This is a genomic window from Chryseobacterium sp. 'Rf worker isolate 10' (assembly GCF_050753305.1).
In the GTDB taxonomy this organism is placed as follows: Bacteria; Bacteroidota; Bacteroidia; order Flavobacteriales; family Weeksellaceae; genus Chryseobacterium.
This window is the reverse complement of sequence record NZ_JBOZOF010000001.1, coordinates 905,808-926,866: the sequence shown is the minus strand read 5'-3', so window position 1 is coordinate 926,866 and position 21,059 is coordinate 905,808. Positions and strand designations below refer to the sequence as shown.

General features: G+C 36.6%; 12 protein-coding genes and 1 tRNA gene. 4 read left to right on the top strand and 9 right to left on the bottom strand.

Annotated features, from left to right (window positions below):
• Positions 1-9: 9 nt before the first annotated feature.
• Complete coding sequence (locus tag LKL37_RS04060; RefSeq protein WP_431609320.1) at positions 10-3,948, bottom strand: hypothetical protein; 3,939 nt, start codon at positions 3,946-3,948, stop codon at positions 10-12.
• Between the two features lie 384 nt (positions 3,949-4,332).
• Between LKL37_RS04060 and LKL37_RS04055 the strand changes: the two genes are divergently transcribed.
• Positions 4,333-6,024 carry a recombinase family protein gene (locus LKL37_RS04055; protein ID WP_431609319.1) on the top strand — a complete coding sequence of 564 codons (1,692 nt, stop codon included), beginning with the start codon at positions 4,333-4,335 and terminating at the stop codon, positions 6,022-6,024.
• A gap of 191 nt (positions 6,025-6,215) precedes the next feature.
• Here the strand turns inward: LKL37_RS04055 and LKL37_RS04050 are convergent.
• From LKL37_RS04050 to LKL37_RS04015, 8 genes are all read right to left on the bottom strand, one after another.
• Positions 6,216-6,300: transfer RNA gene (locus LKL37_RS04050), tRNA-Ser, on the bottom strand.
• Positions 6,301-6,515: 215 nt separating this feature from the next.
• Positions 6,516-7,010: a hypothetical protein gene (locus tag LKL37_RS04045; RefSeq protein WP_431609318.1), complete on the bottom strand. Its 495-nt coding sequence runs from the start codon at positions 7,008-7,010 to the stop codon at positions 6,516-6,518.
• A 45-nt stretch (positions 7,011-7,055) separates the two neighbouring features.
• Positions 7,056-7,499 (bottom strand): hypothetical protein, encoded by a 444-nt coding sequence (locus tag LKL37_RS04040; protein WP_431609317.1) that lies wholly within the window; start codon positions 7,497-7,499, stop codon positions 7,056-7,058.
• 6 nt (positions 7,500-7,505) lie between these two features.
• A complete protein-coding gene (locus LKL37_RS04035; protein ID WP_431609316.1) occupies positions 7,506-12,275 on the bottom strand; it encodes an RHS repeat-associated core domain-containing protein in 4,770 nt (1,589 codons plus the stop codon).
• An 18-nt stretch (positions 12,276-12,293) separates the two neighbouring features.
• The gene (locus LKL37_RS04030) at positions 12,294-13,553 is read right to left on the bottom strand and encodes a tetratricopeptide repeat protein (RefSeq protein ID WP_431609315.1); all 1,260 of its coding nucleotides are present in this window, start codon (positions 13,551-13,553) and stop codon (positions 12,294-12,296) included.
• Positions 13,554-13,559: 6 nt separating this feature from the next.
• Positions 13,560-15,722 (bottom strand): type VI secretion system Vgr family protein, encoded by a 2,163-nt coding sequence (locus LKL37_RS04025; protein ID WP_431609313.1) that lies wholly within the window; start codon positions 15,720-15,722, stop codon positions 13,560-13,562.
• Between the two features lie 570 nt (positions 15,723-16,292).
• The gene (locus tag LKL37_RS04020) at positions 16,293-18,059 is read right to left on the bottom strand and encodes a S41 family peptidase (protein WP_431609312.1); all 1,767 of its coding nucleotides are present in this window, start codon (positions 18,057-18,059) and stop codon (positions 16,293-16,295) included.
• A 73-nt stretch (positions 18,060-18,132) separates the two neighbouring features.
• The gene (locus LKL37_RS04015; RefSeq protein ID WP_431609311.1) at positions 18,133-18,636 is read right to left on the bottom strand and encodes a DinB family protein; all 504 of its coding nucleotides are present in this window, start codon (positions 18,634-18,636) and stop codon (positions 18,133-18,135) included.
• Between the two features lie 174 nt (positions 18,637-18,810).
• Between LKL37_RS04015 and LKL37_RS04010 the strand changes: the two genes are divergently transcribed.
• From LKL37_RS04010 to LKL37_RS04000, 3 genes are all read left to right on the top strand, one after another.
• Positions 18,811-19,944: a tetratricopeptide repeat protein gene (locus LKL37_RS04010; RefSeq protein WP_431609310.1), complete on the top strand. Its 1,134-nt coding sequence runs from the start codon at positions 18,811-18,813 to the stop codon at positions 19,942-19,944.
• A gap of 89 nt (positions 19,945-20,033) precedes the next feature.
• Positions 20,034-20,369 carry a nuclear transport factor 2 family protein gene (locus tag LKL37_RS04005; RefSeq protein ID WP_431609309.1) on the top strand — a complete coding sequence of 112 codons (336 nt, stop codon included), beginning with the start codon at positions 20,034-20,036 and terminating at the stop codon, positions 20,367-20,369.
• A gap of 98 nt (positions 20,370-20,467) precedes the next feature.
• Positions 20,468-21,034, top strand: a complete 567-nt coding sequence (locus LKL37_RS04000) for a Crp/Fnr family transcriptional regulator (RefSeq protein WP_431609308.1) — start codon at positions 20,468-20,470, stop codon at positions 21,032-21,034.
• Positions 21,035-21,059 lie beyond the last annotated feature (25 nt).

Here is a 21,059-nt window from a genome sequence, read left to right as displayed (position 1 = left end):
ATAACTATTTTATTTCCAGTCTCCTGAAATAACTTTCTGACCTTCCAGCGATTCTACTCCAAGAAGATTATTATTGGGTTCAAAATTGGTCCCGCAGACTTCTCCCAATTCATCATCGAACTTCACTCCCGGTTCACAGTTGCAAGGCAAAGCTTTCTCAACTTTTAGTCCAATAGATCCTGCCTGAAGAATGGTAAGGGATGTAGGAATTTTCTCTCTCCATGGTTCTCCTTCTTTTGTAGCTTTTGGTGAACGTAATTCATCCACAATGGATAAGAATAGAGGATCATCAATAACAGGAACTTCGCCTCCATTCCAGATTTGTCCTGTAGCAAGGAAATGTCTCACGGCTTCCTCGAATCCTGGTCTTACCGTAACAATAACCCTTGCCATCCCCGACTGCATAAAGGCTCTGAATGTAGGATCATTATCATCAAACTGATATAAATCTGCCCAGGATTTTCTTTCCCCCCAATAATAGGGATAGAAATAGTAACTCATGATTTCCCATTCAAATGCTTGTTCCATAAATTTGATAAATGCAGCATATTGATCCAGTTTCTCATCCACTTTGATGTCTGTATTCTGGAAAGTTTCTACAGAAGCATTATCATTGGTATAATATCTTTTTTTACCAAAAGTGAGCAGTGCATCAGGATTTTGGTTCAACATATAGGAGATACAGTTTCTTCTTAAAATGGTATTTTCTATTTTTCTGTAGAATCCCGGATTAGATCCCTTGATCTGAACTCCCACAGCTTTTGCATCGGCCAATGCAGCTTCATATTTGCTGAACTCCACTTTATAGGCTTCAATAATTTTATTAAATGCTTTCTGCAACCAGCCATTTTTATATTCTTCCTGCAATACACATTTAATATTAACCGTTGCATGGAAATAATGGGCATTTGTGGTTGCAATAGTGATAGGAACCTCTCTTACAAATTTTAAAAAGGCATTGGATGCACCATTTCCTCCTACTAACAAACTTGCTCCATTTCCCCAACCATTATAACCTGGGAATGAATTACTGCTTTGCACAACATAGGATTCAGTGATATAATGCTCCGGAATAGCAATAAGGTCAGATTTTGAAGAGGCTTGCTTTGATTCAGTGGATGAGTAATCAATAGATTTTCCAACATACACCACAGGTTCCAGCTTTTCATCTACTTCAACATTATAATAACCCAGCCAGTATTTTAGTTTTGTGGAATCTGTAAGCGCACTCCAGTCTTTGATCTGCATCCCGGCGGATTCTCTCGGATCAATAGGCTTTACCAATTGATTTTCAGTAATGTTACTTACCTTCATTCCTAATGAATGTAATTTTGCCGGCTCAGGAATCATAAACTCAAACATCATTCGCTTTCCATAGTTGAAGATCTGGTTTTTGACTACTTTGTCCACCCAACGGTACACTCCTACTACATGATTGCTTCCTTTGGTATTATCAAAACCATGTTTGTTATTTTCCTCATATTCCTCAAGGATTTTATCAATTCGTTCTTCTTTCACCTTGGTAACAATCCTTTCCAAGGCTCTTGCTGTAACATCTTTAGCCTCGGTAACAGCCTGTCTGTTACTTTCTTCTTTAGAACTGTGGGTAGCATAGTTAGCAGCAGTATTTAACATATATCTTGGAGAAGCACTTCCTCCCCATGATGCATTAAATCCTGCCTGAGCTGCAAAATCCTTAGATTCCTGAAGGACTTTAGAAATTTCACTTTGCATCTCATTTCTTTCCGTGGAAGTAGTATCCGTTAATTTCTCTTTTTCAGATTCCGTAGATTTGGTGGTTTGGGATTCACTTCTTTTTAATCTTCGTGAAGATTTTTCTCTATACTCCCTTGCCATAATATTTTCGATGTGTGAAACATCTCCTTCTACATAGCAGTAAGTACTTTGTTCTACCTTTCGGTAGTCCGCAATACCAATATTTTTCATTCCAAAGCCTGATGGGATGAATGGCTGATCATCCTCAGGTGTTGTCGGGGTATCTTTACTTTTCAGACAAACACTTCCTTCACCTGTCAGATTATAGGTTTTTGTTACCGAATCTATTCCTCCTGCAGTATATATTGTCATAGGAATTTTGCAGGTATATACTTGTCCGTCGTCAAGGGTAAGCTCTGCTTCAAGCTGGCAGCCATTCTTTATAGCATCTGTAATTTGTAATTGAGGCAAAACGCCATCACTAAACAGGGATAAGTAATCTCCTCCACCGGCAACTTGTAATTGATTTGAGGTTTGAACTACATTACCATTATTATCTAATATTTTGATGGTTCCTGAAGCTGATGAAAATAACGATGTAGTCTCTTTAGGCGTCATACTTAATAGCCATCTGTCCGAATAGTTCTGAAAAGACCTGGTTCTTAACAAAACAGGCAGGCAACTACCGCCTCCTCCTTCACCTCCGGTACCTTTATTTTTTAATGTAAATGTTCCAGGTCCTTCAAATCTGTACATTCTGTTTGCCGTCCATAATAACTTTGCTTTCATGGTATAGGCAAGCCCATCATTAAGAATAACCTCGCCTTCCAATAGCAAAACTTCATTTGTATCGATAACAGCAACAGGAATTTTTTCCGGAGCAAGGAATAAGGAGGTCACATTGGGAGCATCAAATGTATAAGCATTGGTTCCACCTGCTAAAAGTTGATCATCATAAGACTTTATAGTGTAACTTCCACTTACAATATGCTTAGGAACATTTATATCAGTGGTCAGAATCATACAATGATCCCCCAAGCCCATATTACCACTCAATGTTCTCACAAAAAAGGGAACTTCTTGAGTATTTAGAGATTGCGTTACAGGAATAACAACACCTCCTACCGTTGTAGAAACCTGTGGAGTAAGGTTTGTATTATTTAAGATCGTTTGCTGTAATTGCTGGCTGTTTTGTTCAATGGTTTGAAAAAGCTCTGTAAAGGTTGATACTTTATTTAATGTACCTGCCAAATCAGAAGTACCAAAGATTCGTTGTAAGGACTCATTATTTTCCTGATTTAATTGTCGCTGCAGATCTTCTGCCTGAATTTCAGGACGAAAATTAAATGTAAAGGTTTCGACTTCCGGAACCGGAATATATTTTAAACTTGACAGGCCTTCACGATTATCTGCTGCCAGAAAAATTTCTTTCTGATATTCCTGTTCTTTGACAAGAGCATCATATCTGGCCTGTTCGGGTCTTACCTGTTCCTGATATTGTTTATAAGCAGTATCATATGCCGCTCCATATTCTTTTTGGTAATTTTTTTCAAATTGTTCCAAAGTTCTTTTAAGCTCCTCATTTCCTTTTAAGTTTACTGTGGCCTCTGCAAACTTCAGGGCACTATCACTAAAAGGAGTACTTTGTATACTGTTTCTCTCTCGTGAAACAACTGTATTTGAAGAAGCAGACTTTGCGCTAAAAAGTTCCTTAGGAAGGACTACTTTGGCATTAATAACATCTTCATACTGCGCCTCAGTAGCTCCATCATAATTGGAAAGAATATGATCCAGATGTAAAAATTGCATTAAGGTTTCCTTTGCATAAAAATCCTTTTGGGTAACAACCTGATAAATAAGATTATCCCAAATATTAGAACCTATTTCAATAATGGGCTTTGGGGTCTCTTTATAAGTCTTAATTTTAGCATCAAATTCCTCTTTGGTTGCTTTTACTTTATTTTTTGCAACCCAAACTGACAATTCATAAAATTGTATACTTTTAGCTTTAAGAGAAGCTTCTGTTTCTAATGTTAAACCTGTGATCTTTTCACAAACATTTTTCAAAGATTCACCAGCTTCTACTCTTGGGTCAATTACTCCCTTCTGTCTTAGATAGTTTCTGAAAATAAATCTTTTCTCCCTATTCTTTGGATCAGATAATTCTGCACTGCGCATCGTTGCAAATCTGAATAAAGTTTGTGAGCTATTATTTTGATTAATTGCTTCCATTTTTTAATTTTGTTTTGGTTTTTATAAAGGTTAGGATCTGAAGCTCTTTTTAGTAGATTGTCTTCAGGTTTTAGCCTTATTTTTTTAGGTGGTTTCCGGCAAAAGATATCCACCATCAGTTTTTAAGTCTGATTTCATTTCCTGTGTTTTTTCTTGAAGCAAAGATCACCCCCAGAAGCGACAGAACTCGTCGTATTAAATTTTATTCAGAAAAAAAATGAAAACTACAATACAGGAGTTATAACCTCACGGAGAGAAACAACAAAATGAGTTTGTATTAGGAAAGCTTCTAAACCCAATAGCATTTACATCCGCAGAATAATTTGACTCTAGTTAAAATAAGGTACTACTCTTTTCACGTTGATATTTCATAAACCCATACTTATGAAATCAGCGTATTTATATGTCAGAGTGAGTACTGATGAACAAATGAGAAAAGGCTACTCTCTTCCCGAGCAGGAAGAAAGATTGTTGAAGTATTGTGAACTGAATCAAATTGTTGTCAAAGGAATCTTCAGAGAAGATTTTTCGGCAAAGGACTTTAATCGGCCTGAATGGAAAAAAATAATTAAAACTTTAAAAAACAACAGAAAAAGACCTGCGGAGAATATACTATTCATTAAGTGGGATCGATTTAGCCGTAACATTGAATATGCCTATCAAATGCTTGGTATATTAAGAAGCTTAAATACAAAACCATTCGCTATTGACCAACCAATCGATTTTGATGTGCCTGAAAGTATAGTAATGCTTGCTGTATATCTTTCAATACCTGAAGCTGAAAACAACAGAAGAGGCAGAAACGCTTCTGATGGGATACGGAGGGCTAGAAAAATGGGGAGATGGCCAGGAAAAGCTCCAATGGGATATATAAACCAATCAGCACAAGATGGTAGAAAAATCATGAGACTTAAACAGCCACAGGCAGATTTAATTAAATGGGCTTTTGAACAGTTTGCAACTGGTACATATTCAATCAGCCAGGTGAGGACAATGACGGTTCAAAAAGGTCTACTATGCAGTAAGAATAATTTTTGGAAGATATTGCATAATCCTATTTATTGTGGAATAATTACGGTTAAAGCAACTAAAAATGAAGAGGTTCAATATGTCAAAGGAATTCATAAACCAATCATATCTGAGAACCTTTTCCGAACAGTCCAGTTATTACTCAAAAGTAAACGTAAACAGAATGAGTCAAAACTTCAAACAAAATTTCTATTCCCTCTCAGAGGATTCATAAATTGCCCTTTTTGTGGACGAAAGCTTACAGGAAGTACATCTCAGGGCAAAAGTAAAAAATACAGATATTACCATTGTAGTACATCTAAATGCAAAGGCAGGTTTAGAGCAGATTTTCTGGAAAAATCATATGAAAGTCTCTTAAAAAGAATTACCCTCCTCCCTGGTGTACATGACCCTTTTGGCCTCATTCTAGAAGACGAAAATATATTCACAGCAAGAAGGCAAGCATTGAATGATAAAAAAAGCATCCTTGCGGAAATTTCTCAGAATAAGGAGCTCCTAGCAAAAGCAAGAAGGTATTTATTGGTTGGAAAAATAGACTTTGAAGATTTCAGAGACACAAAAAAAGAGCATAATCAAATTACTCATGGCCTAAACGAGAGATTACAGCATCTTACACAGAAATTGAATTTGGATTTTTATAAAGACAAAGAAATATGGTCAAAAGATCAGATTAACATTTTTCAAGTCTATAATATTCAAGACTTCGTTGGTAAAAGGCATATTACAAGTATGTTTACACCTTCTGAAATAAATATAGCTCAAAAAGACCTTAAAACTATACAAATCAACCCTATTCTAAAAAAAATAATAATGTATGATGGGGTAATCAATACTAGAACTGATAAAGCTCTAAAAAGTAACGAGAAAAACATCAACAGGAGTACAAAATATTTTTCGGGGCGAATGATTTCTACTATTCAAGCAATAAAAATCCTGAGAAAAAATGGAATACATGTGAATGAAGATGAAGCAATTGTTATCTTAGATTTCCTATACATGCTAGCTACTTCTTTCAAAAAAGATGATGATTTTGAACTACGAGATTGAATGGTTAGAGGAATATCGAACACATAATAATGGATAATGGGGTGCTCTAAAGGCGAATATCTTTTCGTTTAAGGAAACATCACAAAACTCGAACACATTTTTGGATCATTTAAAAACAATGCAATAAACTGAAAACCAATAAATTACAAACATAAAAAAAGGAGACGTTTAAAAATAAACGTCTCCCTAAGCGGAGAGTGAGGGATTCGAACCCCCGGACCTGTTACAGTCAACAGTTTTCAAGACTGCCGCAATCGACCACTCTGCCAACTCTCCTTTAACTCCGGTAGTACCGTTGTTTTCAGTGGTGCAAATATAGAAAGTTTTTTATTACTGACAAAATATTTTTACAATAAAATTTGGGTTTCTATATTTTTAAAGAAAACTCCATTTTTTCAGGCTTCTGAAATATGAACATTAATAACTCGATGTCAGTTATTTAACCCTGTACAGGTACTATTCAGTTTTCAATATTATTTTTTCTGCCATTTTTATCCGTAATAATATTCTGTAGTAACATCTCCGCTAAAAGCCGGATGCATGTCCTGTTTCTGCATATTCAGCTCAAATAATCTTTCTCCGTTTTTATTTCCTCCCCGTATTTTTAAAGAATACCATCCATTTTCTAAGGAAAGGGTTATGCTATTACCTTCATTAATAGAAGCAATATCTTTTAAATATCCAATACCGACAATTTTCACTTCATTATTGGCGGTCTGAAATACCCAGCCTCGCGACTCCACCTCTACTTCATCATCATTCAAAATATTTTCATCGTTCACTGAAACCCGAAAAGCATAATCATCTTCTTCAACACCTATTATTGGAATAGCTATTCCTGACTTTGTTATTTCATCCCCATGTTCGTTTTCTACAAAATATTTTAAAATATTATTACCCTGAAGATGATTTTCTTCCAGGTATTTTGCTAAAAGTTGTGGGCTGAATACCACAAAACCTTTAAGTTCAGAGAATATTTTCTTCATATATATTTGGATTGGATTTGGATTAAATATTTTATAAAGGAGATGTTATTGTAATAACTTAATAAAATTCATAATACTTGCTTCAAAAACTTCCCTAAGTTCATCAAAATTGAACTTTTGTTCAAAGTTTACATTGGGCATATCATCTATATCTATTACATCGAACTCAATATCATCAAGCTCAGTCCCAAAACTGATTTCTTGATTAATTTTATAATTATTATCGTTAATTTGTAATATGATGCTTAAAGTTATATCATTAGGCCTCTGCCCAAACTCGTCCTCTATGTCCTCTTTAAATGTATATGAGATAGAAAATGTAAATACTTCTTTTTTACCTCCTTCAAGTGAATGAAGTATAAAGTTGTTTTTTTTCCCATAAACCACCTCTTTTTTAACTAGTGAATCTATACTTGTTTTAAGTAAAAAAGTATTGATCTCGTTTTCTGTTTGTAAAATTTCATTATTGATGAATGATTTTAAATCCATTATATTTTATTTATAGGTTGCTGCTTTGGAAAGTTCTACACTAAGTGGATGCGACTCTCCTTTTGCATTCCAATCATCTAAAGCTTCTGCCATGCTCATATTATTTCGTGCCAGATAATCATCTGTTGGTTTAACGCTTGCATGTTCTTTTCCATCTTGAATTATTTCTAAATTACTCAATTTCTCTGAGTCAATCTCTAAAATATCTTTAACACCAATTTTTTCAAAAAACTTAGTTGCCTGGCTATTTAACTTAGGTTTTGTTGAAAGTCCCGGCATTGTTCCCGTATTTTTAAAGTGCGCAATATCTCCTGAGCTGGGAAAAAAAGGAGCCTGCCCGGATTTAACGCCTCTAAAAACACTGCCGCTGGTAATAGGCTTGGGATCAAATGGCATTAATCCTAGAATATCTACCTTTCTGTTACTATCATCTACATACCCATAGAAGTTAGGCTCGCCACTCGCAAAACCTATTGGGTCTTTGCTTATGTATCTCCCATTCTCAGAATCATAATATCTAAACCTGTTATAATAAAGACCAGCCAACTCTAAATCTTCATATTGTCCGAGCTGTCTGAATGGAATAAAATGCTGATTCCCTTTAAGGACTCTAACCTTTCCAAAGATATCATATTCTGCGCTCCATATTAAACTTCCATCTTCATCATAAGCCTGTACAGGCCTACCTATATAATCTAAAATAATGGAGGCTTTTCTACCGTCTTCTATTTTGGCACTCGGCACATGATTTCCTCTTTCATATACCCAGGTCACCACATTCTCTACGGGTTCTTTGCCGATAATGAGATTTCCTTCATCATCTACAACTGTTACCGGATCTTCCTCTGCATCGTAGCTCCATTCATGCAGAAGGACATTACCATCCCAAATATAACGAGTTATTTTCTTTAGTCCAATTTTTGAAGTTCTTCTTCCCAGTGCATCATATTCAAAGCTTATTTCCTTTCCGTCAGGACGTTTTACTTTAGCAAGCATTCCGCTGGCAGTCCAGGAATAAGCCCAATCTCCCGAGAACCATTCCTGGTTTTGGACTTCCGTTGAAATCTCCTCATTGACATTAGGTAAATCAGCTCCATCCGGCATTTTCGGGTTACTTAACCAGTCTGAGGCAATGGTTTTATAGTAAGGATGTGTATTATTGGAATCTTCTGTACGTTCCGGTTTCACATTATTGATCGGCCGTTTGCTTTTTAACAGCAAATAACCTTCATCATCGTAATGATAAAACCAGTTTTTATCCCGCATCAGCTGTCCTCCTTTGTTATAAATACGGTCCGTACGTTTGGCGCTTTCATATAAACATCCTGTGGCATCCGGATTTTTATACTGTACTTCTCCGGTGGAATATTCAGCTGTCACAAGGCTTCCGAAAGCATTATAATCAAATCTTGTTCTTCCACCAGTCACCCTATCCAGCGTATGCAGCAAACGGTTTCCTGCTCCCCAGTCGTAATCTTTATGGAAAGTGGTATTGTTTTTATTCACCGTTACTTTCTGGCTTACAGGCATTCCGATGTGATCAAGTTCAAAGGTACTTTCTACCCCGCCAGTCATTTCACGGGAATACATCTGCCCGTTCCGACTGATCTGAAGACTCATCTGCCATGGAATTTCAATATTCCGGTTGGTAGCAGTAACTGTTCTAAGCTGTCCAAAATCATTGTAGCTATAGTCAATTTCTGCTCCCAAACTACTCTTTAAACCCACCAAATTCCCTTGATTGTCATATTCATATTCAATGGAATGTTCGCCTTGTTTTTCGCTGGTAACCAGTCCTAATTTATTTCTTTGGAAGGCTACACTGCTATTTTCATTATCTGCATTAACTAATAACCCTGAAGTGTCATATTGATAGGCTTCCCAGGTTCCGTCCGGATAATGAGTTTGCGTTATTCTTCCTGCCAGATCATACTCATAAAAGATATTATTCCCTTGAGGGGTTCTTCTTTGGGTAACTAATCCATCTTTATCACGAACAAAGAATTTTTTCTGCCCCTCAAAACCAGTTTCGCCTATGATTTCGTTATTATTATTTCTTTCAAAAGAATAAATTTCTCCTTTTTCATTGGTAATGCTCATTAAGTTTTCATAAGCATCATATCCAAAAGCCAGAGTTTGTTCTTTTTTACTCGTAAGTGCATTCCTTCGAATCTGTCGTTTCAGGCTTCCCATAGGGGTGTAACTCATGAGCCATTCTGCACGGCCATCTGTGGCATAAACCGGAAGATCATAAGCATCGTAACGAAGTTTTAATGGCAGCTGCCCCTGTTCATTTACTTCTACAACCCTTCCCATTTTATCTCTGTTCCAAAGAATTCTGTTTAGAGGGTTCGGACTGAAAACCAATAATCTTCCATACTCATCATATTTCCAATATTGCTCAGTTCCCATTGTATTGGTCAACTGAATAAGCTGCCCCTTCAGATTATATTCGTAAGATGTTGTAATATGTTCTCTTATGCTTCTTTCAGGAAGTCTTTCCCTTTCGGCATACTCATAATAGACACTTTCTTCTGCTGCGTTTGTATGGCTGATCAATCTTCCATCCTCATCATAACTCCATGTTTCAGAACTTCCGGATGGTGAAAAGCGTGCAATAACCTGTCCGAATTCATTGTATTGATAATGATACTCTTCCCCGTCAAAACTATGGAAAATCTTGATATTTCCCATTTCATCATAGGTATACCCCTGAACTCTTCCTTCCGGAGTTCCAATCATTTTCAACTCGTTGTTCGCTGTAAAATCATACCAGGTTTCACCACCTTCCCCATCTACTTTTTTGTAAACAAGAAAATTTTCATCATAATAATAACGTTCGGTTTTATTGTTCTGTTTTGGATATATTACTTCTGTAAAACCTTCATCTTCATTATAATTAAGCCTGCCTTCCATAAATCCATCCACTCCTTTGGTATGAACGACTCTTCCCTCTTTATCATAGTTCCAGATGTAGCTCATTCCATTTCGGTTGGTTCTTTTCACCACGTGATTGTTTCCGTCATATTCAAAGGCAATTGCCTTTTTGTGAATATCCCAGACATGGATAAGATTTCCACGATCATCATAATCATAGCGAACCTGCAGATCTCTCTGCTTTTTATAACAATAATAAACTTCTGTTACTTTTTTATATTCAGGATGAATCACAGTTTCTATTCTGAATCCGCTTTTCATATCTTTGATACTTTTCAGGATAATATTGCGATCTTCATATTCGTATTCTCTGATGGTGCCGTCGCCGTATTCAATACGAATTACTTTATAAATTACTCCTTCTGTAACATGATGAAAACGTTTATAGGTATAGATATCAGTTCCTTTTCTTATTACCCAAATGCTGCTGCTTGGTCTGTACTGCCATATTTTATGATCTCTGAAATAGGTCATTTCTTCGCCAATTTCCGGTGCAGGGATTAGCATGGCAATATTCTCAGAAGGATGCATCCATCCGGCAAACTTATTGTTTTCTTCAGGCAGGATAAACAGATCATGATTATTAAAAACTCCGTTTCCTAAAGGACCAAAATCATAAGGCCTGTCACTGTGCCATATATTTCTCCATTTTAAAGAAGTACTTCCCTGAATTTCAAAATCATCCCATTCAAAAACCATTGCTCCTGTGGCAAAATTAACAGGTTCTAATCCCCAGTGGCATAATTTCTTAGAAAGGGCATTTGCAAATTTGAATTTATTGAATGGAGCTTTTTTAAGGACACTATTATTCAGTTTTTTTAAACCATTAGCTCCTAGTTTGCCTATTTTTTTGGTCAAACTTCTCATTAAAAACATTCCCGCGAGACGCATCAGCATTTCTCCGGGTGTATAAACATGCGGAACAAAAGCTCCTCCCACTAATACAGGTCCACCCGTATTGATCTGGATATACATGCTTGAAAAATTATTATAGAAGGCAAAGTAGGCCAGTGGATTTTTCTTTGGTTTGTCCGGCATGGCAGGCAGCATGGTCATCCCGAAAGGAAATCCCATACAGGTAAGTACCTGCTGAGGCTGGTTTCCACTCATTTTACTTCCCTGCGCCAAAACAGTTTGTGAACCATAATAGACTTCTCCTTCGTGTGGAGCTTCCTGAGGAAAGGGAATAAGATAAACCGGAATGAGTGACGTAATGTGTCTGAACGGAATTACCACCCCCATTACACTTGTAGTAGTGGTTGCTTTATGTCTTCCGTGAACGTATATTGAGCCTCCCATCGGAATGCTTTCCGGAAGTGACGGCATCAGATTTCTTGCGAATTGAGGAATCGGAATAGTGATCGTAATGTAATCCATGATATCAAAAACAATCCCGATAAACGGATGCGGCAATGGCAGCGGAATCAACATAAATGAAGGTGGCGGCGGAATCAGTGTCCAGTGAATATCAATCGCCAGCACAATATCAAAATGCTTACTTGTATGCTGAATGGCAGTGGATGGCATTGCAGGTGTATTGACTTTAATCAGCTTCACTTTGCTTTCCGGAGTTGCCTTTTCTGCAGTTACAGCGCTGTCTCCTCCACCTCCTCCACTGCTTTTCGCAGGCTGAGCACTGTCTCCTCCTGCAATGGATTTAGCCATGGAAACCGGATTCAGGGAGTCAACATTATTTTTCATCCCGTTCTTCCATCCCTGTGTGGTTTTATCCCAGCTTCCCGAAGTAACGTCCGCATTTACCTTTATGGAGCGATCAGGATTCATATTCGGTTTTTCAACCTTAATGGTTTTTACTGTTTTTTTATTCAGATCTGCCATGATTCTTTTAATTTGAGGTTACTCAGCTTTTGGTCTTTCTACACTTACCTTCCAGTCATCACCAAAATACATCTTCATTTCATTGTCCAATTTTGTTTTTTTATCCTGATCACCTTCGTATTTGAGAATCAGCATTGAGGCTACAAACCGCAGGCTGCTTTGTTCTCTGACTGAAGGCTCCATTACTTTTGCTATATCAAGGCATTTTTCAAAATACCTTATCATTTTATCTTTTGTAAGGACAGTATCATTAAGGGTTGCTATGATTCTATAGCATTCAATAGCCATCGCATATTCTCCTATTTTCTGTGCTGTTTCTGCAGCTTTTTCAAATATTTTTTCTGCTTTGGATTTCTTGGAGTTTCCTAATAAATGGGTTCCGTAATTCATATACATCTGAACTTGTAAAGGCGAATCCGGCTCCACTTCTTCCAATATAATCCGGTAAGTATCTTCTGCACGCTCTTTTTTTCTGTCTGCTGTATAGGCCTGAGTAAGCATAAAATACGCAGAAATCTCTCCTTGTTTATTCTTTTGTTCTCTGGCCAGTTTCACTGCTGTTTTCAGAGCATGTTCTGCTTCTTTGAACCTTTCTTTACTTAGATGATTACTCGCTGTAAGAATCTGCTGCTGAAAATCCGTATCCGGACTGTTTTTCTTCCGGTTGGTATGTGCTGCCGTATTCTGCATCAGCTGATGAATATCCACTTCTACCCTGAAACTGTGGGCTGAAGGAATTTGTGACAGTGTTCTATAGGTATGATGTTCTGCCCAGACCAGTTTAATATCTTTATTTTCTGATGCTTCACAGATCCTGCACCATTCTTTCACCCATAGAGACAGCTCTTCTTTATCACTGATCCTGAGTGGAGCAATGTAGAGATAGATTTTGGAGTCCCTGATATTTGGGAAGTTTTTCTTTAGTTCCAGCAGCGGATAAAATGCTTTGTAGGCATCTGTTTTAAATGTTTCTTCCGGATTCTTAAAGTCCCATTGCGGAATATTTTCTTCGCTTTTTTTCAGCATTTCATAGAACTCAGTCCATTCATCCAATAAGATCTGTCCAAAGGAATTCATTCCGTTAAACTCCTGATAATGAAGTAAAAAAATATCATTACTTTCTTCATCTTCAGAAAGTTTTGACTTTATAAATCCGTCAAAAAGATCGGTTTCATGTTTTTCACCTATACAGATCAGCATAGGTTTTTCTTCATTTTTTGAAACGACTTTCTGCCATTGTCTTTTTAATTTCACCAACTCCAGGTCTACAGGATTCATCTGCTTTTAATTCAGTTTTACAGTTCCACTTACAATATTTGTTTCACTTCCGCCTCCGACATTTATTTTTCCTCCACTGCTGAGATTGGCTTCAGTATCACCTCTCATTGAAAGAGTTTTGGTTCCGATATCCAGTGTATCGGATTTGATTCCGACTCCCGAAGTAGGATCACCGTCTTCAGGTCCTACCCCTACTCCGATACTCGAGGTTCCCCCAACTCCAATATTAATTCCCTGCACAAATATTTCTTTTCCTTTGATCTGAATATTTCCGTCTTTATCCATATAAAGAGAACTGCTTCCACAGTTCAGAGTAATGGAAATCTTACTGTCTATGGTTATATTTCCTGCTCCATCCAGAAAAACAGAGTTTTGATCTTTATCTTTTACCGTAATTCCACCGGCATCATCCAGACTCATGGTATGACCGCTTTTACTGCTTAAACTTTTAATATTATTTCCGGCACCTCCGCCGCCGCCAACACCGCCATGAAACATTCCTCCCATCACAAACGGACGGTCAGGATGCTGATGTGCAAAATTGACTACAACCTGGTCGCCCACTTCCGGAATAGCCATGAATCCACGGTTTTTGCTTACTTTTTCGCTTCCACCACCATCGGGAGTCATTACTCTGATATATTCTGTAGTGGTAGAACCATTCTGCCAGTCGAACTGTACTTTAACTCTTCCCTGGTTCAAAGGATCCGTATTGGAAATTACTTTGGCAAATTGTGCATCTGCTTTTGGAGAATGAAACTCCGGACGGGGAATAAAACCTGTGTCAGAAGCAATTGCCTCAAAGGTTCCGGTGTAATATCCCCTTGCATCTACATCGTGATGCATATCTATAATCATCAGTTTAGTGAAATAGGTGGTTTCACTGCTTTCGGCTTTTCTCATTTCAATATCAGCGATACATCCCGGATAAAGGAATGGTACTGTTGTAACGCCTGAAATAACAAATACTTCTGAAGCTTTGCTTCCAGCTGTTCCTTTCTGTGAATTTTCCACATCCATAAAAGAGGCCGCTTTTATCGGAGCTACTCTTAACGAAGGGGTTGTAAAGGTTTTTTCTGAAATTTCATAGGCTCTTTTAGCAATATCTGAAGTATGATTGATTTTTGAATTTCCAGCGGTTAATTTTTCATTTTTACTGCTGTTGTAGCCATAAAATGACGGATTCACGTGCTGGGCTTTCATTTTTATCTTTACATCGCTTACACTACTTCCGTAGGTCAGTTTTACTGGTTTTTCCTGCGGTGGAAGTTTCCCGAAATGTAAGACTTCACCATCGTAATAAAACTGTTCACCATACGCTTCTGCCATTCTTGCCAGATAGTTGTAATGGGTTTCTTCATATTGTGAGCTGTAGGAAACATTTCCGTGGGCCGCATCTACCCTGAAATCAAAGGTATTTTGTCCCAAACCTTCTTTGATGACCTGATCTGCAATACTGTTGAGACTTATTTCCTGTGCTCCGCCAAAACTCTGAATATGAGGCGCGGCATCTAAAAGAACGGTAGGACTTGATCCTGTAAGAACAATATTTCCAAGACTCCCTTTTTCCTGGCTGAAACCTACTTCTGTAATTACGCCTACAAAGTTTCTTTCGGGGCCGTCTTCAACGTCTTTATATCTGAAAATAACAGTCATTCTTTTACCTAAAAAATTCTGGGCTTCTTCCAGGTTATGATTTTCTGAGCTTCCTAAGGTATCATGAGCCAGCATCAGATCAAATTCATGATGTTTTACAGCGCTTTGTTTTAATTGAAAATGCTTGAAATGTTTGATTACTTTTCCGTCAATTACAATTTCAAGCTGTATCACACGGTTGATTCCCGCTACCTGATTGCCGGGGATTGTATTAGCATTGTAAATTCCAGAAGTAGGCTGTTTGGACCATACTTTGTCTTCTACCAATGTAGGAGGATTAGGCTGTTTGACCTGATTCATAAACATTTGTGAACCGTTCTGAACCATTCCTGTATAGGCTTGAGCCTGAGCCATTTTTTCTGTAGCTTTTTTAATGGTTCCACTGGATTTTTCCTGTACTTCCTTGGCTGCTTTGCTTACCGCCTGGTCTTTCAGGGTTTCTTTTAAGTTATTTACAGCTGGAATTTTATCTTTGGAAACAGGCATTTTGGGTGAATGATCGTCCTGAAACATAATTATACTATTTTGATTGATTGGGTGTCAAATTTTTTAAGGCTAAAACCTACCTGACGTAAAAACATTCAGATACATTTTCATTATCCGTATTTCATTCTGAGAAATAAAATGCGGATATTAAGATCAAAACAGGGTATATAGAATTGTAAAAAAGTAAAGCAGAAAACAGATCCACTTTACACCCTGTTGAATTCCGGGATTTCTCCTGTATTTACCGTTATAAGATGAAATTTTTAATCATTATTAATTTTTTTTGTAATTGATTGGTGGTATTACAAAGATAAAACGGTAATTTCTATTCAAAAAATTTTCTGGAGCTTATCTGAAAATTTGTAGTAGTTCTACTACTTTTCATCAATAATTCCAAAACAAATGATTAAATAAAAGAAATAAATATCTATTTATCAGATCTATATTTAACAATTTTTAATAAATGAAAACAATAAATTTATCACCTAAAATAGAAATAACATAAAATTATTCTAAATTTCAGCAACAAAAAAACCATCTGAAATAATGAATTTTCAGATGGTTTTATATATAATATTTCAATAAAATGAATTTATTTTACTGCTTTCTCAGCTCTGAAACTTTTCTGAGATAAACATCAGTCTGATCCAGAAACTCCTGATTGGTCTGCTGAATTTTAATATGGGGTATAATCCCCTGTCCTCTTTTCTGATCCGGAAGATTCTGCGCATCCTGAATCACATGAACAATAGAAAATCCTGTCTGTATGCCAGTATTGGGAAGTTCATATACCAGGGGAAGGTGCCCGTTATGTTCATAATAACCTCCTACAGTTTCTTTTCCGATTACTATTGCATTGGTGTAGGATTTAATCAATGAAGCAAGATGTGAAGCTGCAGAAGCCACACGCTGATCTACCAGCAGATACAGCTGCCCTTTAAACGTCCTGTCATTAGGCATAATTAAAGGATTTTTATCATCTGCCCAGTAATATTTTCCCTGAACGGCTTTAGGATAAAGCTGTTTCAGATAGGCATTTAATCCATATTTGTCCTGCACTCCATTGGAAAGAAAAAGAGAAGTGATAATCAGTTTTTCGTCCAAAGGAACTTCATTAAATTTGGTATAAGCATAGTGGCTGTCACGGAAAGGTCTTTGGGTAAGATAAGAGAATACTTTTTCATACAAAGCTCCGGTACCTCCGGTATTGCCTCTAAGATCAATAATAAGGTTATTTATTTTCTCGCGTTCCAGGGTATCCATCATCTGATCAAGGAAAACACTGAATTTTTTATAAGCAGGATCTTCTTTTCCGGTTGAAAAATCAAATCCTCTCAAAGATAGACGGTATATTCCATCTCCTTCATTAGTAAAACTGTATTTTTCGGAGAGCAGTTTTTTATCAAAAGTTAATGAATGTCTTGAATCCTGAAGCTTTTTAAATTTTTCTAATGAAATTCCCGGTAATGCAACTTCTTTTACATTTCCATTCCATTGATAGCTGATGACATAGTTTTTGTGAGTACCAAATTCTATATAAAACTTATCCAGCATACCTCTCTCAAAACCTGTTGTTTCTTTGTAAGGTATTGAATATCCGTCAGAAAAATAATATTTTGAAAAACGGCTAATCATTTCTTTTGCAGAAACTCCGTTGACAGAAAGGATTTCGGCTCCTAAAGGCAATGCCACGTCTTTTGAATCCTGAAGCAGACGGCCATCAATATTCTTCAGTGTAATGGGTAAATATTCCGGTTTTTGGGTGAGGTAATAAGAAGCGTGATTAGGCAGATCTGTGTAGTTATGACAGCTTCCTTCAAATCCGGTAACATTGGCAATAACTTTATAAAAATCGAAAATATTTTTGCTGTTTCGGGCTTCTATCTCAGCCTGCTGATAAATGCTGTCAATCTGTTTTCTTGTTCTGTAGACATATAACCCTGAGTTTGCTTTTTCTCTGATAGAGCGGAACGTTGTAAGATCTTCTACAAACTGGTCCGGACTGAACTGTCCGTCCAAAACTACCACGTTTTTAGATTCCATAATGGAAACTTTAGCTGTTTTACTTTTCTCAACATAAGATTTAGCCCAGATTTTAAGCTCATATCTTTTTCCTTTTTCCGGGGTAAGGTATAAACGTTCAACACTTTTTATTCCTCTGGAATCATCCTGTTCTTTAAGTTTTTTCCCATCCATGAACAATGCAACCCCCAAATTGGCATCTCCGGACTGTACCGAAATCCATGAAGGTTTATGAGACTTGGGAATATATTTTAATGTATCTCCCGGTTTCAGTTCTGAATTTGTTTGTGCATAAGCACTGTTTAGAAACAATAAAAGAGGAATGATAAAAGGTCTGGTCATTATTATTTTTTGAATGGCTAATATACAAATTAACCTTACCCGATTGAACAGCCTTCAATTATTCCTGTTTATCCTATAATTTCACGCTCATCTCCTGAACTTCCTCTGCAGAAAATCCATAGATTTGAGGTGTTTTTACATTCAGAAGATTCAGATAAATATAGATTTCTGCTCTGTGATGAATTTCATGTTCTATCATGGCGCGAAGCCATTTCCAGATAGAGATTTCATTGTTGGCAGGAGTTAAACATTTACGGGTAAGATCCTTATCGGAAAGCCCACTGATGATTTCCAAAGTCTGCCGATGCATTTCATTAAAAAACAGGACTGTATTTTCATAGCCGTCAGCCAATTCTTTTCCACATCCCGGATAAGCACTTTTCTTTCCGGAAATGGTTTCTCCATACATGTATCGTTCTATTGTTGCAATATGCCTTATCTGGTCACCAATAGTAAATTTCCCGGGTTTGTAAGTAAAATCAATGTGTTCGGGAGGCACAACTTCAATAATACGATGGGTTCTTTCTCTTATCTTTTTATAATAATCCAGAAATGATTCTACAGTTTTTATTTCCATATCTATTCAACTTTGTCTGGTCCTTTTTCTATAGAGTGAATATAAGAAATCTTATGAGAGAATTTTTTGATTTCCACTATAAACAATCCATAAAATTAAAAAAATCCCCAATAAGTGAAGATAAAATTTGGAATCTTATTAAATATCCAATATTTTAGTTAAAAAATAACCATGATGAAAACAGGAATTTGTTTGTGTCTATTTCTATTAGGCTTTAACAAAATCACAGCTCAATCTGCAAAAATTGACAGTGAAAAGCTTCTTGAATATTATGAGACACAACGTTATGCCGATGCTGCCCAATATCTTCAGAGTATATATCCAGGAGATACACAGGATATAAAAGCCCTTTCGCAAATAGCGTACTGTAATATGATGGCCGGTAAACTGCCGGAAGCAGAGAAAAATTATCAGAAAATCAATACCATCCAACCGAACAATCTGCCTACTCTATTCAGTCTGGCCAGTATTAATTCCAGGCGTGGTAATGCCTCCAATGCTAAGGAATATCTACAGCAGATCATTCAGCTGGACAGTCTCAATTTCAGTGCTTATAAACAGCTTGCTGCCTATGCAGACACTCCTGAATCCAAACTCAATTATCTGAAAAAAGCCAATATCCTGAACACCACAGATCCCGATGTAGCCTATGATCTTTCTCTGACCTACAGCGGTCTGAAACAATTTAAACCAGCTTATGATGTATTAAAAACAGCCATTGCTTCTGATACAGAAAATTTCATTTTACAACAGGCTTTATTACCGGTTGCCAATCAGCTGGCTAAATATCCAGAAGTAATTGAAATTGGTGAAAAGCTTCTGAAAAATCATTCCGATGTGAATGTAATGAATGATATGGGACAGGCTTATTTTTATCTAAAAGATTATCAGAAATGTATCAGCCTTTATAAGATGCTGGAAGATATGGGAGTACAAAATGAAGGCACCTTATATTTCATGGCATTAAGCTATCGCGAACTGAAAGATTATAACAACGCTGCCATCTATGCGCAAAAGACTATTGATGAAGCTATTTCAGATCATACCACACTCTATTATGCTGCTCTGGCAGGCATTTATGAAGCCAAAAATCAATATAATGATGCGGTGACGGCTTATAAAAGAGGATTAACTTTTGGTACCAGTAATATTATTTATTATCGTTTGGGACTTCTGTATGATCTCAACCTGAAACAGCCCAAAAATGCTGCAATTTACTATCAGCTGTACCTTAAAAACAATCCGGATCAGGAAAAGGAAAAAGAGCAGATTGCTTATGCTAAAGGCAGAATTCCTGGTTTAAAATAGTAAAAATTATAAATCATTTTGTGATTACAATCACAGATGAAATGATATGTGACCAGCTAAATTTGTATTTAACAATAATATTAAGACTTATGAACAATAAAGGCCAAAACACAGCAGAACAGTTTATCCAATATTTAAATGAAGAAAATTTTGACAAGGCAGAAAGCTGTCTTGATCCTAACTTTAAATTTATCGGAGTATTGGGAAAAAGAGAAGGTGCTTCTGTTTATATCACAGATATGAAGCAGATGAAGTTTAAGTATAAAATTCTGAAAGCTTTCACGTCCGGTGAAGATGTATGTTTCTGGTATACCATTGACATGGGAGAAAAAGAGATAGAAGCTGCCGGATGGTATCAGATTAAAGATGGAAAGATTCATACCTTAAAAGTTTTGTTTGATCCCAGACCATTATTACAAGATTAAAATAAGTTTTTACCCTAAAAAATGAGGTATTTCAATCAGCTACCAGAATTTTTGCTGTTCTGCTAAAATTGGATAAGTTTGAAATATAAAATTCCAACATGACGGAACACATTGAAAAAATTCAGGCGCTGGTATCCCGTTTCAGCAAGGAAACTACTGATGCTCTTGACAAAATTACAACAGTAAAGCAAGTCCGGAAAGGAGAAATCCTGCTGCAGCAAAATGAGATATGCAGAAAAAGTTTTCTAATTATCAAAGGGGTTGCCCGTAAGTTTTTCTTCTCTGATAAAAAGGAAATAACAACTGAGTTTTTCTTTCAGGATGATATTGCGCTTTCTTTTAAAAGCTATCTCTACCAAAAACCAAGCAAAGAAGTGATCGAATGTCTGACAGATGTAACTATTGAAACCGTTGATTATACATCATTTGAAACTGTAAAAAAAGACTTTCCACAACTGATGGAATATGATATATTATTAACGGAATTATACACCATTTGGCTGGAAGACAGGCTTTTTGATTTCCATACAATGAGTGCCAGAGAACGTTATGAAAGCCTTTTGAAAAAATCTCCGGAGTATTTTCATCATCTGAAGCTGACACACATTGCTTCTTATCTGGGTGTTTCACTAGAAACCCTGAGCAGAATAAGAGCCAGAATTTAGGTTTTAACAAAATAAAAATAAGAGC